The organism is uncultured Abiotrophia sp., from assembly GCF_938010525.1.
Taxonomy (GTDB): domain Bacteria; phylum Bacillota; class Bacilli; order Lactobacillales; family Aerococcaceae; genus Abiotrophia.
In genome coordinates, this window is the sequence record NZ_CALLVK010000020.1 from 41,530 (window position 1) to 57,138 (window position 15,609).

Annotated in this window: 13 protein-coding genes; 5 read left to right on the forward strand and 8 right to left on the reverse strand. The window is 49.2% G+C overall.

Annotation, left to right across the window (positions count from 1 at the left end; all coding sequences use genetic code 11):
• Positions 1 to 7 precede the first annotated feature (7 nt).
• The 5 genes from Q0339_RS04080 to spxA form a co-directional block, all read right to left on the reverse strand.
• Positions 8 to 841: an HAD family hydrolase gene (locus Q0339_RS04080; RefSeq protein WP_298077529.1), complete on the reverse strand. Its 834-nt coding sequence runs from the start codon at positions 839 to 841 to the stop codon at positions 8 to 10.
• A 25-nt stretch (positions 842 to 866) separates the two neighbouring features.
• On the reverse strand, positions 867 to 1,790 hold the full coding sequence (locus Q0339_RS04085) for an aldo/keto reductase (RefSeq protein ID WP_298077530.1): 924 nt from the start codon (positions 1,788 to 1,790) through the stop codon (positions 867 to 869).
• A gap of 44 nt (positions 1,791 to 1,834) precedes the next feature.
• On the reverse strand, positions 1,835 to 3,328 hold the full coding sequence (locus Q0339_RS04090) for a helicase HerA-like domain-containing protein (RefSeq protein WP_298077531.1): 1,494 nt from the start codon (positions 3,326 to 3,328) through the stop codon (positions 1,835 to 1,837).
• A 139-nt stretch (positions 3,329 to 3,467) separates the two neighbouring features.
• The gene (locus Q0339_RS04095; protein WP_298077532.1) at positions 3,468 to 4,181 is read right to left on the reverse strand and encodes an adaptor protein MecA; all 714 of its coding nucleotides are present in this window, start codon (positions 4,179 to 4,181) and stop codon (positions 3,468 to 3,470) included.
• 126 nt (positions 4,182 to 4,307) lie between these two features.
• Positions 4,308 to 4,706 (reverse strand): transcriptional regulator SpxA, encoded by a 399-nt coding sequence (spxA, locus tag Q0339_RS04100; protein ID WP_298077533.1) that lies wholly within the window; start codon positions 4,704 to 4,706, stop codon positions 4,308 to 4,310.
• Between the two features lie 305 nt (positions 4,707 to 5,011).
• Between spxA and trpS the strand changes: the two genes are divergently transcribed.
• Both trpS and Q0339_RS04110 read left to right on the forward strand, forming a co-directional pair.
• Positions 5,012 to 6,007: a tryptophan--tRNA ligase gene (gene trpS / locus Q0339_RS04105; RefSeq protein ID WP_298077534.1), complete on the forward strand. Its 996-nt coding sequence runs from the start codon at positions 5,012 to 5,014 to the stop codon at positions 6,005 to 6,007.
• A 69-nt stretch (positions 6,008 to 6,076) separates the two neighbouring features.
• Positions 6,077 to 6,541 (forward strand): Fur family transcriptional regulator, encoded by a 465-nt coding sequence (locus Q0339_RS04110; protein ID WP_023392324.1) that lies wholly within the window; start codon positions 6,077 to 6,079, stop codon positions 6,539 to 6,541.
• A gap of 96 nt (positions 6,542 to 6,637) precedes the next feature.
• Here Q0339_RS04110 and Q0339_RS04115 read toward each other — a convergent pair whose 3' ends face one another.
• From Q0339_RS04115 to Q0339_RS04125, 3 genes are read right to left on the reverse strand one after another with little or no spacing between them, the layout of a single operon-like run.
• The gene (locus Q0339_RS04115; RefSeq protein WP_298077535.1) at positions 6,638 to 8,497 is read right to left on the reverse strand and encodes a beta-N-acetylhexosaminidase; all 1,860 of its coding nucleotides are present in this window, start codon (positions 8,495 to 8,497) and stop codon (positions 6,638 to 6,640) included.
• Between the two features lie 5 nt (positions 8,498 to 8,502).
• On the reverse strand, positions 8,503 to 11,196 hold the full coding sequence (locus tag Q0339_RS04120; RefSeq protein WP_298077536.1) for an alpha-mannosidase: 2,694 nt from the start codon (positions 11,194 to 11,196) through the stop codon (positions 8,503 to 8,505).
• 19 nt (positions 11,197 to 11,215) lie between these two features.
• A complete protein-coding gene (locus tag Q0339_RS04125) occupies positions 11,216 to 12,472 on the reverse strand; it encodes a glycoside hydrolase family 125 protein (protein WP_298077650.1) in 1,257 nt (418 codons plus the stop codon).
• Positions 12,473 to 12,718: 246 nt separating this feature from the next.
• On the opposite strand from Q0339_RS04125, the gene Q0339_RS04130 reads away from it, so the two are divergent.
• Genes Q0339_RS04130 through Q0339_RS04140 form a run of 3 tightly spaced genes read left to right on the forward strand, consistent with a single transcriptional unit; the run spans position 12,719 to position 14,649 of the window.
• On the forward strand, positions 12,719 to 13,987 hold the full coding sequence (locus Q0339_RS04130; protein WP_298077538.1) for a DUF1576 domain-containing protein: 1,269 nt from the start codon (positions 12,719 to 12,721) through the stop codon (positions 13,985 to 13,987).
• Between the two features lie 12 nt (positions 13,988 to 13,999).
• The gene (locus Q0339_RS04135) at positions 14,000 to 14,344 is read left to right on the forward strand and encodes a hypothetical protein (protein WP_070755786.1); all 345 of its coding nucleotides are present in this window, start codon (positions 14,000 to 14,002) and stop codon (positions 14,342 to 14,344) included.
• A gap of 32 nt (positions 14,345 to 14,376) precedes the next feature.
• A complete protein-coding gene (locus Q0339_RS04140) occupies positions 14,377 to 14,649 on the forward strand; it encodes a hypothetical protein (protein ID WP_298077542.1) in 273 nt (90 codons plus the stop codon).
• The last annotated feature ends 960 nt before the right edge of the window (positions 14,650 to 15,609 follow it).

A 15,609-nucleotide genomic window follows, 5' to 3' on the forward strand; every position in this document is an offset into this window, starting at 1 on the left:
CCTTTACTTAGCGACGATATTGGGCCAGGAAGGCCGCGCTTGGGTCGGCCACTAGGGCTTCCAAGATATCAATCACAGCTTGCGATTCATTATCGCCAATTTGATAATGGCAGATAGCCAATAAATCTGGATCGGCGTTGCCCATGGCTAGGCTATAATCGACCACTTCCATCATGGTCTGGTCATTGAGGCTATCACCGAAGGCCATGGTCTGGCTGGCATCCGTCTGCAGATAGTCTTGCAGGTAGCGGATGGCCTTGCCCTTGCCCCCTTGGGGACTGAAGACATCAATCCAACGGCCACCACTGGTCACCGCATGCCCCTCTGGAAAACGTTCATTGAGAATCCGCGTCATGACCTTATTGTCAGCTACGCTACGCTTACTCATGACCGATAGTTGAAGAATGGCTTCTTCTGGATTGAGGTCACGGAAATTAGCCAAATGATCAATATGCGGATGGTAGAGACGGAAATGATCCAAGGCCTCCAAATCTTGAGTAACGGCATAGGAGCCACGGTCGGTCATGACTAGACAGAAGAAATCCGAGAACTCGTTGAGGAAGTCAATAATGGCTTCGGTTGTGTCGTAGTCCAAGGCGCTATAATGAAGGCCTTGCTCTTCTACCATAATGGCATTGCCGTTAGTGGAGGCAAAGAGCAGTTCCTGACGCAATTGGTCATCAAAATAGCCGCTCAACTTAGGATAGCTATTGCCTGAGGCAATACAGACCCGGGTTCCGGCTTCCTTAAGGGCATGAACTGCCCGCTCGAAGCGATCCAAATCAAAGGACTTGTCCCCTCTTAAGAGGGTACCGTCCATATCAATGGCGATTAATTTCATTGATTCTTGTCTCCTTCACACTTGATTAAGGGAGGCGATTGCCTGCACTCTTGTAGATGTCATACCATTCTTGACGAGTCATTTGCACACGTTCAGCCTGGGCCAGCGCTTCAATCCGCTTAGGACTCATGGTCCCCACAATGGGTTGGAAGCCTGCCGGATGGCGCAAGAGCCAGGCAATGACCATGGCTTCGAAGGCCACACCATGCTGCTTAGCACCCTGACTTAAGGTCTCGGTCAAGAGCTGATAGTCTGGATGGGTCATGAAGACCCCTTGATGCAAGTCTACCTGGAAGGGCGACCATGGTTGGATAGTGATGCCCTTGAGGCGACAATAATCCAGAATGCCTCCATCCCGGTTAATGCCTGCTTCTTCTCGCATATTCACATTGAGGCCGGCATCAATCATGGGGGTGTGGGCAGGCCCCAACTGCAATTGATTAATAATGAGGGGCTGGGTGACACTGGCCTGAAGCAGCTCCATTTGATAGGGATTCTGATTGCTGACGCCGAAATAACGCACCTTACCGGCTGCATGCAAACGGTCGAAGGCGGCTGCCACCTGGTCCGGCTCCATCAAGGCATCGGGCCGATGTAGGAGCAAGACGTCCAGATAGTCGGTCTTGAGGCGTTTGAGAATGCCGTCTACCGAATCCAGGATATGCTGGCTGGAAAAGTCAAAATATCCTTCCGGCAGGCGAATCCCACATTTGGACTGGATTAGCAGTTGATCACGCGCAATACCTAGTTCCTTGACAGCTTGAGCAAAGCGGACTTCCGACTCGCCCCGGCCATAGATATCGGCATGATCGAAGAAATTAATGCCGACCTGGCGGGCGGTCTCCAGAACCTGGCTAGCTTCTTGTAGCGAATGGGAGGCCATGCGCATGCAGCCTAGGGCGATGCGACTGGCTCCGGCCAAGTGACGACCAAGACATAAGGTTTCCATGATAGCGACTCCTTTATTGGCTGGCGTAGGAATGGGACAAGGTCTTACTTCTTGAACATACCGGTAATCCCGCGGGATACCACACGGCCGACTTCACGACCCACTTGGCCGACCACGTTCTTCATGAAACGATCCAAGAGGTTGTCTGTCTTGCGACCACCAGTGCTGGTTGATTTCTTGCTAGTTTTTGCCACGTCTTCATCCTCCTCTTCTTCTGCTTCTGCTGCCTCTGCGGCTTGAGCGGCTGCTAAGAGGGCCGCTTCCTGTTCTTGGGTTTGTTTGAGAATGACTTCATGGGCACTCTCACGGTCAATAGCTTCACCATACTTATCATCCAATGGTGAGCTATTCATTAGGCTAGCCTTAAGGGTTGGGTCGATAGTTCCTAAGAGACTTTGCGGTGGGTAAATCAATACCCGGTCAGCCAGGCTAGGGCTACCATCTTCCGTCAGGGTAGACACCACAGCTTCCCCTACCTTGAGTTCTTGAATGACCTTGGCTAGGTCTTGGTTGGCTTCTTGACGGAAGGTGTCCGCTACCGTTTTAACAGTCTTGAGTTCCTTAGGTGTAAAGGCCCGCAAACCATGCTGGATGCGGTTAGCCAATTGGCTGGCTACCTTGTCTGGAATATCGGTTGGGTTTTGGGTAATGAAGTAAACCCCAACCCCTTTGGACCGCACTAAGCGGACAATGAGCTCAATCTTCTCTAATAAGACAGCCGGCGCATCTTTGAAAAGGGCGTGGGCTTCATCGAAGAAGAAGACCAACTTAGGTTTATCCAAGTCCCCGACTTCCGGAAGGTTCTCATAGAGCTCAGCCAAGAGGGCCAAGAGCACAGTCGCATACAAGGTTGGTTGGTTGAAGAGCTGTTCCGCATTGAGGATGTTGACAATCCCACGGCCATTGCTGTCTTGACGCATGAGGTCGGCAATCTCCAAGCTTGGCTCACCAAAGAAGTTGGCAGCCCCTTGTTGCTCTAAAATAACCAAAGAGCGTAAAATAGCCCCAACTGAACGCGCTGGAATGTTACCGTAGTGTTGGCTTAATTCGCCAGCATGAGCGGCTACATAGTTAAGCATGGCCCGCAAGTCCATGAGGTCAATCAGCAAGAGACCTTGCTTATCGGCCACATCGAAGACCACGTTGAGAATGGATTCTTGGGTTTCATTGAGGCCCAAGAGACGGGTTAACATGACAGGCCCCATATCGGAGACGGTCAAACGCAAAGGCGTCCCGTTCTCGCCTTTGACATCCCAAAGTTGTACAGGATAAGAACTTGGTTCATAGTTCTCACGACCTGTCTGAGCCAGACGCTCGCTGACATCGGTATTATTGGCTTGAGCCAAGGACATAAGGTCCCCCTTGATATCAGAGAGGACGACTGGAATGCCTTCTTGGCTTAGCAATTCGGCCAAGACCTTAAGGGTCACGGTCTTACCGGTCCCTGTCGCACCGGCGATAATGCCGTGACGGTTTAATTTATCAAGGCGAAGTTGCGCTGGATGCGCCCCCTGCCCGAAGGTGATGACTGAAGTCATGCTCTTTCCCCCTTTTTCTTGATGACACTGGACAGTCTTGGCCCAGTTGCCCATTCTACTCTTATTTTAACATATCCATGGCCCGTAAGCGACCACAAAAAAACCGTCCACAGGTAAATCCTGTCGACGGCAGTTATTCTTAAAATTGTGCGAAGAATGCCAAGGCATCTCCCGCTTGCAAGAGTTCCCCGTGTTCCTTCAAGATGGCTTCCTTGACGGTGGCTTCTTCCCCAAATTCCAGCATGAAGAGGAATTGTTGGTAGAGACCGTCTGGTTCATAATCACCAATCACATCGCTCAAGACCAGATAGTAGGCGTCATGATAGCGATAGAGGCTATTTTCAACCGGGAAGTCCCGTAGTTGACGTGCCAACTTGAGGAAATCATCCAAGCTATCGAAGCAGACAATCTCAGGTCCTACAGGTTCTTCTTGATCCTGGGCCTGTTCAATCTCGGCTTCAATCTCCTTGGTCAAGCCTTCGAGGACTTCTAGCTTCTCATTGACGCTGAGGTCTTCTTGATCCTGGGCTTGTTGCTTATCTTTTAGGGCGGATTTACGACGGTCCAAGAGACGTTTGAGGACTTCGTTCTCCAGCAAATCTTCTAGGCCATTACCACTGCTACGGCTAATGTAGAGTTCGAGGCCTCGATCGGATGGGATGACATGGAAAGTGACGGAATCAGATTCCGCGAATTGGTTCTCCACGTCCACCTCTTCCAGGATGGAGTAGAAGAATTGCTCAATGCGGGCATGGTTGCTAATCAGTTCTAGGAAGTTAATCCCTCGTTCTTCCAGATCTTCCGGCATAATCAAGACTTTGATTGTATCCTCATTGATACGTTCCATTTCCATAGTAACACCTCCTCTATTTCTTCATTATACTAAACTTTAGGCCAAGACGCTATCCTAATGTATTGTCCTAAGGGAAAAGAAAGGCGAGGCAGAAACAAGGTTCCGGCCTCACCTAGACTCTATTCATTACTCATTGACTAAGGCTTGCACCTTACGCAATTCCAAGGCACGCACTTCGCGTGGCAAGAAACGACGAATTTCATCTTCATTGAAGCCGATTTGCAGGCGTTTCTCGTCAATCATGATTGGACGACGCAAGAGACCTGGTTGCTCTTGCACAATGCGATAAAAGTCATTCAAGGATAATTCGCTAATTTCAATATTTAAGTCTGAATATGCTTTGGAACGGGTTGAGACGATATCTTCTGTCCCTTCTTCTGTCATACGTAAAATATCTTTAATTTCTTGTAGAGACAGTGGTTCCGAAAAGATATTACGTTCTGTGTAGGGAATTTGATGTTCTTCCAACCAGGCGCGGGCCTTACGGCATGAAGTACAACTTGGGGTCGTATATAACGTTACCAAACTAATCACTCCTTTTTTCAATAACCACTACGATTACTACTCTGCTATTATACTACCCCTAGCCCCTGATTACTATACTTTTTTTGAAATTTAACAATAAATCATACTTAAGACCGAGATTAGTTCACAGCCGTAAACAAAACTTCACAAAAAATTCATATACTCTTAGGGAATTCTTTAAAAGTCCTTGTTCAATCTCTCCTCTGCCTGCTTTTGCTAGGCGGACACCACATTGCTTTTGTCAATTAAGTGAAACTGCGTTATAATAATAGTAGCGAAACTAAGAGAGAATGAGGCTCGATTTGATGAAATCCAAAATTTTTTCTGGCGTTCAACCCACCTCGGTTCCAACCATCGGGAACTACGTTGGGGCTATGCGCCAATTTGTTGAATTACAAGATGACTATGACGCTACCTACTGTATCGTCAACCAGCACGCCATTACCGTGCCCCAAGACCCAGCCAAGCTCCACCAAACAACCCGTGAGTTGGCTGCCCTCTATCTAGCCCTAGGGATTGATCCTAAGAAGGCCACCATTTTCGTTCAGTCTGATGTCCCAGCCCACACGCAAGCGGCTTGGATGATTCTCTGTACGACCGGCTTGGGCGAATTGGAGCGCATGACTCAATATAAAGATAAATCCACCAAGCAGGAAAGTGTCAATGCTGGCTTGCTCTGCTACCCTGCCTTAATGGTAGCGGACATTATTCTCTATGATGCAGCCTATGTACCAGTGGGCGAAGACCAGAAGCAGCATTTGGAGTTGACCCGTAACTATGTGGACCGCTTCAACCAACGCTATGGCAAGGGCAAGGAGCTCCTAGTCAAACCTGAAATCATCACCCCTAAATCCGGTGGTCGGGTCATGAGTCTGCAAGACCCATTCAGCAAGATGAGCAAGTCCGATACCAACGCCAAGGCGACCATCTCCCTCCTAGATGATCCTAAGACCATCCTGAAGAAGATGAAGAGTGCCGTCACCGACTCGGTTGGCCAAGTCAATTATGACCGTGAAAATCAACCGGCTGTAAGCAACTTGCTGGATATTTTCTCTGCTTTTTCTGGCCGTTCAATCGACTCTCTGGTAGCCGAATATCATGAGGCTGGCTATGGGACCTTTAAGCAGGCTATTGCCGACAGCATTATCGCGACCCTAGAGCCAATCCAAGCGGAATATCACCGTCTCTTGACATCTAGCACCCTAGACGACATCTTGGCTGACGGAGCTAAGAAGGCCAACCAACAGGCTAACAAGGTCCTAGCGCGGATGGAGAAGGCAATTGGCTTGACTTATCGCTAAAATTTGTGCTATAATGTTATATGTAGCAGATTGTTTTAATTATCAATAAATAAAAGGAGGTGACCCAAAATGGAATATGTAACTGATGTCGCTAAAGAACTTGAACAAGTTGTTGCCCAACTTAAGAACAAGCACATTCGGATGACGCCGCAACGTCGCGCCATTCTATCCTATATGATTCAGACACACAATCACCCTACCGTGGAAGAAATCTACCATGATCTCTTACCTGACTGGCCAAGCCTTAGTCTTGCGACCATCTATAATAACCTGTCTTTCCTAGTCAAAGAAGGTTATGTCAATGAGATGAAATTCTCTGATGTCACCAGTCGTTATGACTACATGGGCCTAAATGGCTACAACCATCAGCACATTATCTGTGAACGCTGTGGGAAAATTGCGGACTTCGCTATGACTAAGTTCCCAGATCCAACCGAAGACGTCCATAAACAAACCGGCTATACAACCAACCGGACTAAAGTCGAAGTTTACGGTGTCTGCCCAGACTGCCAAGGTCGCATCCGCGCCTGGTAATCACAGACGAAATCAAATGACGAGGACTGAGTCCTCGTCAGTTTTGCATTCATAAAGCCAAAGGCAAGGGTTATACCCTTGCCTTTTTGTTTTGTGCTACCAGGTCATACGGGACCGCGACATGGTCCGTAGGGCGCGGTTGTAGTTGACGGCTGGTTTGAAGCCACTTTGGTCTGTTGGCAGCGGATTGAGTCGTGCTTCCTCCAACTCTGGCAGACTGTCGACACGGCCTGACAGATAATCCTTCAAGCGTGAAATGACCGCTTGCGTCCGAGCCATCAGCCCACCAATCCGATATTCTAAGATTTCCAAGCCAAATGGGTTGGCTTCTTGCAGCCAGACTTGACGACGGCTTTGTAGGACGCGGTCATAGTCCGCAATCAGTTGTGGCAAGCGACTGTGAACGAGATCAGCTAGCGTCTGACGGTCGTGGGCATGATAGGCCTGCCAAATTAGGTAAGGCAGGTTCCATTTGTTAGCCAAGCAGAGGGCATAGTCGCTATAGAACTGGTTGACAGCTGGATTGCCACCCTCCATAGCATCGAAGTCAACGGCTAATTTGGCCATACGGGCCCCATAGTCCACATCCATGGACTCAATTTGTGGCATAAACATTGGCAGTAGCAAATCTTGATAGAAGAAGTATTTAGAAGGCGTCACATCAATGCCTGCTAATTGATCCCATTCTGGCAATAAGTCTAATTCCCCTTGTTTGAGCCAGTCGGATAGGGATAAGCCGGTGAAGAAGCTTAGCCATTGGCTAAACTCCTCTTCTACATAGTCAGCATGGCTGTCTAGGTAAGAATAGAGGACCAGGCCGAAGACGGCCACTTCAAATGGTGACTCAGAACTATCGTCACCCCAGGCGGTCGCCATGACTTCCTGGATGCCGGTTTGGCGGGCCGCTGCTAGCCCGGCTAGGCTAGCCACCAAGGTCTTACGATGGTGCGGTGTGTAACCCGTCCAACGCCAGGCCCCACCAGCAAAACTGACTTGAGCCCCTAAACTACGGCGTTGGGCGATTTTATCCAAGTAAGCTTGGGTGGTATGTTGGTAGTAATCCCAGTACATGAGGCTGATGCCCTCAGGAATGTCGATTTTCTCGTCTTCTCCCACTTGGTTATACCAAGAGAAGAACATGTCATCCCAAATGATTGGTTCCAGATCATAGCGGTCACAGAGGGTCTTCATACGGGCTAGGTGGTCCAACATAATGTCAGTCTTGGCTCGCAAGCCCACTTGATCCAGATAATGGCCTCGCCCTAGGTCATAGGCTTCATCCATGCCTAAGTGAATGCGCTTGGTTGTAAAGCAAGAAGAGAGAGAGGCCAGCATTTGGTCGATTAAGGTATAGGTTTCTTCCCGCCCTACGTGGAGGACGTCAGCCAGGTCTGCATATTGACTGTTAATATGCTCCCATTGGAAGAACTGGTTGAGGTGGGCCAAGGTCTGCACACAAGGCACCAACTCAATACCCAAGTCCTGGGCGTAAGCATCCAATTCACGCAAATCGGCCTGGCTATAACGGCCTCGGAAGGCCCCAAAATAAGGTTGCTCCGGAATTTCATAGACATCTTCCATATAGAGCATATACCAAGTGTGGCCTAAGACTGCCAAGCGTCTTAAGAGGGACTTAACATAGTCCACCTTGGCAACAGCATTGCGGGAGTTATCCAGCATGAGGCCATTGCGGCTGAAGCTAATAGGCTGACTAAAACTGCTGGTCTGTCCAGCTTGCTGGCGCATATTCCAGAGGGCCAAGCCATGGAAGAAATGCGGTAGGTCAGGTGCCACAATGAGGACGCCCTCCTCTTGGTCGGATACTTCTAATTTACCCGCCGAGCCCACTTGATAGTCAACCAGGCGGCCATCAGGCGCTAGGGATAGGTCTAATTCTGCTGCTAGACGCTGAACCTTGTCGCGCAAGGCAGCCTCTTCAATCCAAATCTTAGTCATAATACTTACCCTTTCTTAAGGCGATAGGTCTTGATTTCATAAGGCGCAATCAGCGAAGAGGTCTCCTCTAGGTCCTCTTCTAAGAGGTTGACCGCTTGCAACTTGCTAGGCAAATAAGGCGCTAGGTCTAGCCTCTCTGAGGCATGGCTGACCAGGCGGAGAATCCAATCTTGGCTATCGTGGGCCTGCTTGAAGGCCGTCACTTCGATGCCTCTTGGCAGGTCATTGACCTTGACTGGGCTAGCTTGCCAGTCAGCCAAATCTTGGCATAGGCTAGCTTGCTTAACCAAGAGTGGGATGAAGATGGAAGACCCGGTCGCAAAGCTCTGGCTTAACTGATCTTGGCCTTGCCAGAATTGGAGGTAGGCACTGGCTTCGTAATCGCCCAGACATTGAGCTTCTGGTGTCGGGAAGTAACCCCAGTCACCTAATTCGCCGGTGCAACGCAAGCAGGTCAAATAGAGATAAGTCGCTTGGTCGTCGACGGTCACTTCATATTCAGGTAGCCCCTGTACACTCAAGGTCAAACCTTGACTCTCCCCAATGGCCACATTGCGGTGCAAGGCTTGTGGGTTGCTTGGGTTACGCCATTCAGGCGCCACATGGTTAGAGCGCCAGAGCCATTCATAGGCAGAGTCGACAAAGTGGCGGTCCGTGCGCTCAGGTAGCTTGAAGCCCAGTCGTACTCGGTGATCCAAGACCTCATTGTGACCTTCTAGTCGGATGTCCAGGCCTCGTGATTGAGGGGTCAGGCTATAGGTCACGAAGATTTCAACCGGCACGGTCTCAGACGCCCGGCCAATTTGGCGTTCGACCACATCAATGACTTGTTTTTGCGCCTCTAGTAAGGCATAGTCAGCCGAAATTGGCACTTGAAGTTGATAGCTTAAGACCAGATGATCGGCCAAGCCATCGCGGATGACCCGGGTGCTAATGAGAGCGTCGGCTTGGGTCAGGCGTTGACCTAAGGATTCGCGGAAAATATATTCATTGCCCACATCTCCGGTCTCTTCTAAGAGCCCTTGATCTTCATAGACCTTGCCGGTCACCTTATCGGTGATGGTAACGGAGCCGTTAGCTGCTAGGGCCACTTTGAGGTAGTCATTCTCGATGAACTCCTTGTCTTGGACCCCACCTTCTAGTTCCAAGTCCTCTGTCTTAGGAACTAAATAGTACTCAGCCAAGGACATGGCAGGCACAGTGGCTAGCCATTCCACTTCTAATTCACGTGCGAAGTAGGCCCGGCGGAAGCGGTCATCTGGTAGGTCATAGTCGAAGTTAGCCCCTAGGTCCACAATGGTGGCTGGCACGACTTGACCTTGGCCATCCACTAATTGGTAGTCTTCAATGGCTAATTCCGCCATGTGTTGATAGGCTTCCTTAACCGGATATTGACTGAAGAAGGCCCGGTCTAAGACGACTTTGCTGACCAGACGTCCTTCCTTGAGGCAATTGCTTGGGTTCCAGACCTGCAAGACATAAGGTTGATCTGCCAAACGATTTGGCGCCTTGACTTGCTGAGCCAAGAAGTCTAGGATGCCCCGCACCAAGGTCTGGCTAGCCGCTTGGACGGCTTCAAAACGTGACACCATGCCCCGGTGAACTTCGTCGATACTACAGCCACAAATGCTGTCATGAGGGTAGTTCTGCAAGAGTGTCTTCCAGATAAAATCAATTTTATCGCTTGGGTAGACGTAGCCGTAGCGAGTTGCTAAGGTGGCCAAAGGCTCTAGAACTTGCTCCAAATAGTCAGACAGACGAGCTGAATACTGCTTGAGGTAGAGACGGGAAGAAGCGGTGTTGGCCAAAGTATACCAACCATCCGTTGCTTGCGAACGTAATTCCCCTTCCACCACACTTAATGGTGGTTGATTGCTTGCTAGACTCGCTTCTAGGGCTTCTTGATAGAGGGTAAAATTGGAATGGATAAATTCATAGTCTGGATAGAGCTGATTGGCCAAGGCAATAGCTTGAGATAAGTCAGTCTGGGCGGGTTGGTGGTCACAGCCATTGAGCATGAGCAACTGGTCAGAGACCGCATAGCGCTCTGCATCGGCTAATTTCTTGTCCCAGAAGACTTTGGCTTGCTCAGGATCAGCAGGGATTTCATTGCCGTTACTGTACCAGTTAGCGAAGAGAATCCCCAGGACATCCGAGCCATCTGGACTCTTCCAGGTAAGCTCTGAGAAGGCCGACTTGAAGCTACCTTCTTCAAAGGTCTGGTTGTCAAAGCCCGTTGGTTTGACCCCGCGACCAAAGGCCGCCACAGACATGCCCATACCTCGGGTAATTTGTGGGGTTTGACCGGTTAGGCCGAAGGTATCCGGATAGTAACCTAATTGTTCGCCCTTAACCCCCCAGCGTTTGAGATCTTGATAGCCAATCAGACCGTTACGTACGGTTGCCTCGCCACTAATCAGGAAGGCATCCTGCAAGATATAGAAGGGCCCAATCCGTAATTTACCGGACTGAACAGCTGCCTTAAGGCGCGCTTCTTGATGAGGACGAATTTGTAGATAGTCGTCCAAGGTGATGGTCTGGCCATCCAGGTGGAAGTAACGGTAGTCTGGGTCTGTGTCGAATAGGTCTAGGACTTGATCAATCAAGTCGACTAAACGTAGGTGGTGTTCTTCAAAGGGAAGGTACCATTCCCGATCCCAGTGGGAGTGGGAAATGATATGAACGGTTTTCTTGCTCATTTTATTGCCTCATGTCTTTCTAGCGTTTAACGCGAATATCGAAGTAGTCTAAGAGGAGTTCGCAGAACATCATATTAGACCAGGAGAACCACTCCCGGGTGTAACGCGTATCATCGTCCACGTGGAAGGATTCGTGCATTTGGTTGGTGCCGGCGTCCGTATTGACCAGCAAGTCTAAAATCCGAGCCTTCTCTGCCTTATGGCTAGTCGTTAAGCCTTCCATAGAGAGCGAAATAGGCCAGATATATTGATCCCAGGTATGAGAGGAGCCCAAGCCACTGGCTAATTTGCCACTGTAGTAGTAAGGGTTCTCTGGCGACAAAACGGTCTGGCGTGTGGCCACATAGATAGGATCATCTTCTGAACAGAAGCCTAGGTAAGGCAGGGAAAGTAGGTTTGGCACATTGCCATCATCCATGATGCTGGCATTGCCTAAACCATCCACTTCGTAAGCATAGACTGCTTGACCTTGGGCGTTTTGAATAATCCCATAACGCTCAATGCCGGCCTGGATTTCAGCTTGAAGGGTAGCCGCTAGTTCGATTTCTTCTTGGCTCAAGCCCAAGAATGGCGCCAATTCTGCCACATAGCCCAAGACCACACTGGCAAATTGGTTGGAAGGTACCAGGTAGTGGTAGGTACAGCGGTCATCACTTGGACGGAAGCCAGACCAAGTCATACCGGTGTAGCCAACGGGCGAGCCCATGCCATCAAAAGGCAGGGTGTCTTCCTGGCGGTCGGTGTCACGCACAAAGCGATAAGGACTAGACCCTTCATGGTCTTGCTCTGTGCGCCAAAGGTCTAGAATGGTCACCAAACCCTTGCGGACAGTCTCTGTTAAGTGGTCGGTCCGGCCACTATTGACATAAAGTAGGTAAGCTAACTGAATGGCATAGGCCAAGCTATCAATTTCGTATTTGCGCTCCCAAATCCAGTCATTCATTTGTGTGTGGTCGGTCGCTCCGTGGCCTTGGCCATTTGGTTCTTGGTTGAAGGCATTGGTATAAGGGTCAATTAAAATATAGCTAAATTGGCGCTGGACTAATCCGGCAATCATGTCATAGATGTCCTCATGATCCTTAGCTAAGACTAGGTAAGGCCGTACTTGTGCGGTCGAGTCACGCAGCCACATAGCCGGGATATCCCCGGTCACCACGAAGGTGCTACCGTCTTCTAGGCGTTCGATGGTGGTCTCTAGGGTATTTAGGAAGCACTCATGAAAGACCTCAGCCCAACGGGGATTGACCGCCCGGGCTTGATCACAAATCTTTTCCATATATTTTTTTAATTCAGTTGATACTGGCATTGCCATTTTTCTTCCTCCTCATCACGAATCGAGTCTCCTCTATCCTCTATTATTGCTAAGCGCTTACCCTAAATCAAGTCTTGTCACAGACTTCTCTATTTTTTGCTAAAACAACTATAATTTGTTAATATAAGCCCCTCAGAAAAACAGCAAAAAACCCCGCGAAAGCCTTTCCTTTGTGCTATACTAACATTAGCAGCTGATAAGGAGGTTCCCATGGCTGATTCTACTATCCCATCTTTCCTGCGGCCCAACAAGAAGTCTAGTCTCTTAGTGCTGGCCCTCTATACCTTTATTTTTAGCTTTTTGATGCCAGATGCTGGAAGCCTCTGGTCTGATTACGGCCAAATTTTAAGTAAACAAAGCTACCTAATGACCGATTTCACGGCCATGGGGATGGCGGCGACTTTCTTCAATGTGGCTTGCCATTTTGTCATTGCCTACATTCTCATCTACACGAATACCCGGTCACGCCTTAATGGTCTGCAAGCGGCAGCCGCCGGTATCTTTGCTGGCCACGCCCTCTTCGGAACCCATGTCTTGAATATCCTGCCTATTATTTATGGGGTCTACCTCTATAGTCGCTGGACCGGCCAATCCTTCGGCTCCTTGACCACGGTCAGCCTCTTCGCCACTTCGGCGGCGCCTTTTATCTCCTTCTGGGCCATCGCACCTGGCCTGTCCTGGTGGTCGCTAATTTTGGCAGCCCTAATCGGGACTGGCGTTGGCTTTATCTCGGCGCCTTTGGCCGAGCAATACCTCAAGTTCCACCAAGGCTTTAACCTCTATAACTTTGGTTTCGCCATGGGACTGATCGCCATGTTCGGGACCATTAGCTTCCGCTACTTCAAGCTAGAGGCGCCTAGCCTCAGCATCCTCAATCAAGAACATCATGGCCTCTTAGTCCTCTATTTGCTGGGTATCTTGCTAGGGCTCTTTGGCCTAGCAGTCTTCAAACGGACAGAAGTCAAAGCCAACTACGGCAAACTCTTGCGCCGGGCCGGGCGGACACCGGATGACTTCCTGGCTCACTTTGGCTTCGGGACAGCCGCCTTCAATATGGCCCTTAACGGCAGCCTCTACTTGCTCCTTGCCCTGGCCTTGGGTGTCCAATTCAATGGCCCTATCCTGGGCGGCATCCTAGGGGTCATGGGCTTCTCCTCCTTCGGTAAGCATCCGCGTAACTGCCTGCCTATCTCAGCCGGCATTCTGCTAGCTGCCTTATTGCTAGGTCAAGATCCCGCCCAATCCAACGTTTGGGTGCCTATCTTATTCGGGACCACCCTGGCGCCAATTGCTGGACATTATGGCATCATTTATGGTGCAGTCGCAGGCTTTTTGCATTATAATGTAGTGAGTATGGTCTTTAGTTTACACGCAGGCATGAGCCTCTATAACAACGGCTTTGCGGGTGGCTTTGTCGCCGCCTTCCTGGTACCCATCTATGATACCCTGCGCAGCAACCATCACGCCTATGATGATTAGAAGGAGTCCCCTATGAATATCGAAAAACACAAAGCAACGCGTATTATGAAGGAGATTGTCTCCTATTTCTTAGACAATGGCCTCAATGATTTTAACCTGGACTTTAAGGCTAGCAACCAAGTCATTGAAATAACGGTCCAGGCGCCCTGCCAGGCCGAACCCGCTAGCTTCCAAGAGCTACTCAAGGATTTACAAAGTCCGCGGGAAATCGAAGTGGACGAATACTTCAATGCCCTCCTGGGTAGTCACTGCTCCGGCCATGACTACAGCTTCCTGGGCAAGGCCATTGACGAAGCCCAGGGTGGCTTCCAAGACGGCGTCTTGACTCTTACCATCAGACGATACAAAATCAAATAATTTAGTCACTAGTAGAAAGGATTGTTTCCCCCATGGATTTTCTCCGCATGCCAGCTTATCAACTCTTCATACATCCGATTACGGGTGGTGCCATCTGGGGCTATGTGCTCGCCATGATTTATCTGCGCTATGTCCGCCGCTTCCCACAATACAAACCGCACTTCTATGGCGCCTTGGCTATTTTGATTTATGTGGCCCCTCTCTTCTTAACCCAGCACATCACCTTCACGCATGGTGTGTCCTGCGGATTGGCCTATGTCCTGACCCGTCTCTTTGACTATGATCGGTCACAAGTTGCTAGCTAAATAGACACGAGCCCCCTTGGGGGCTCTTTTTTTGTGGCTAGCTCGATAAGATTTTAGGCAAAAATATTTTGGGGCAATTTAGATTTTGCTTAATATTTTATAGCGTCTATTGGCACAACAGTCATAGTAGGACACGCTATAAACTTCTTGGTTTTCAGTTTTTTGATGCGAGTTGTGGTTAACCACAACTCGATGCCAAATATTGATTAGCAAGATTGTTTTGGAGTTAGCGTCTATCGGTTCTGAGTGTCTTTGGACCTAAAGTAGCTATCTAGTTGTGTCAGGCTTATGCCTCCATTGGCTATTTTCAACAAAAATTATTCTGGCCATTTTACATTTCTAGCCATATTATTCCGATGAACATTGATAGCACAGCAATAATAGACACCACCATCACTTTCTTGCTTTTCAGTATTTTGATGCGAGTTCGGGTTAACCCGAACTCGGCGTAAAATGTTGAAAAGCAAGATAATTAAATTCTCGGTGTTTGTGGCGAGAACTCGTGATCGCCTTTCGGCATTTAAACCTAAAGCAGGTATTGGGAGCTGGACCGCCTCTAGCCTGGCTAAGCCAGTCTTCCAACAGATTTCTCGCCGTCCGACCCCTCTTTTGTCCCAAACATGAGCCTTGTCTCCGCTAAAAAATACTCGAGCCACTTTAAGTTCCTCCTTGTTTTCTACACTCTCCTCTTGATATAAAGGTAATAAGACCTTTCTCTATAAACTTCTTGCTTTTCAAGATTATCTAGCCAGTTCGGGTTAACCCGAACTGGACCTAAAATGTTGAAAAGCAAGATGACGATATAGTTATCATTTAGCTCTAGCAAGACTCTTTATAGGCCTTCTATGACCAGCTCTTAGGTTTTTCTCGACCCGGCTGTCACTTTTGGCCCGCACATGAACTTTGTCTCCACAAAAAAATCTTGAGCCACTTTAAGTTTCTCCTCCTTTTCGACACTCT

Coding starts and splice junctions, on each gene's coding strand:
- Q0339_RS04080 (WP_298077529.1), bottom strand. CDS start 841: ATGAAATTAATCGCCATTGATATGGACGGTACCCTCTTAAGAGGGGAC.
- Q0339_RS04085 (WP_298077530.1), bottom strand. CDS start 1,790: ATGGAAACCTTATGTCTTGGTCGTCACTTGGCCGGAGCCAGTCGCATC.
- Q0339_RS04090 (WP_298077531.1), bottom strand. CDS start 3,328: ATGACTTCAGTCATCACCTTCGGGCAGGGGGCGCATCCAGCGCAACTT.
- Q0339_RS04095 (WP_298077532.1), bottom strand. CDS start 4,181: ATGGAAATGGAACGTATCAATGAGGATACAATCAAAGTCTTGATTATG.
- trpS (WP_298077534.1), top strand. CDS start 5,012: ATGAAATCCAAAATTTTTTCTGGCGTTCAACCCACCTCGGTTCCAACC.
- Q0339_RS04110 (WP_023392324.1), top strand. CDS start 6,077: ATGGAATATGTAACTGATGTCGCTAAAGAACTTGAACAAGTTGTTGCC.
- Q0339_RS04115 (WP_298077535.1), bottom strand. CDS start 8,497: ATGACTAAGATTTGGATTGAAGAGGCTGCCTTGCGCGACAAGGTTCAG.
- Q0339_RS04120 (WP_298077536.1), bottom strand. CDS start 11,196: ATGAGCAAGAAAACCGTTCATATCATTTCCCACTCCCACTGGGATCGG.
- Q0339_RS04125 (WP_298077650.1), bottom strand. CDS start 12,472: ATGGAAAAGATTTGTGATCAAGCCCGGGCGGTCAATCCCCGTTGGGCT.
- Q0339_RS04130 (WP_298077538.1), top strand. CDS start 12,719: ATGGCTGATTCTACTATCCCATCTTTCCTGCGGCCCAACAAGAAGTCT.
- Q0339_RS04135 (WP_070755786.1), top strand. CDS start 14,000: ATGAATATCGAAAAACACAAAGCAACGCGTATTATGAAGGAGATTGTC.
- Q0339_RS04140 (WP_298077542.1), top strand. CDS start 14,377: ATGGATTTTCTCCGCATGCCAGCTTATCAACTCTTCATACATCCGATT.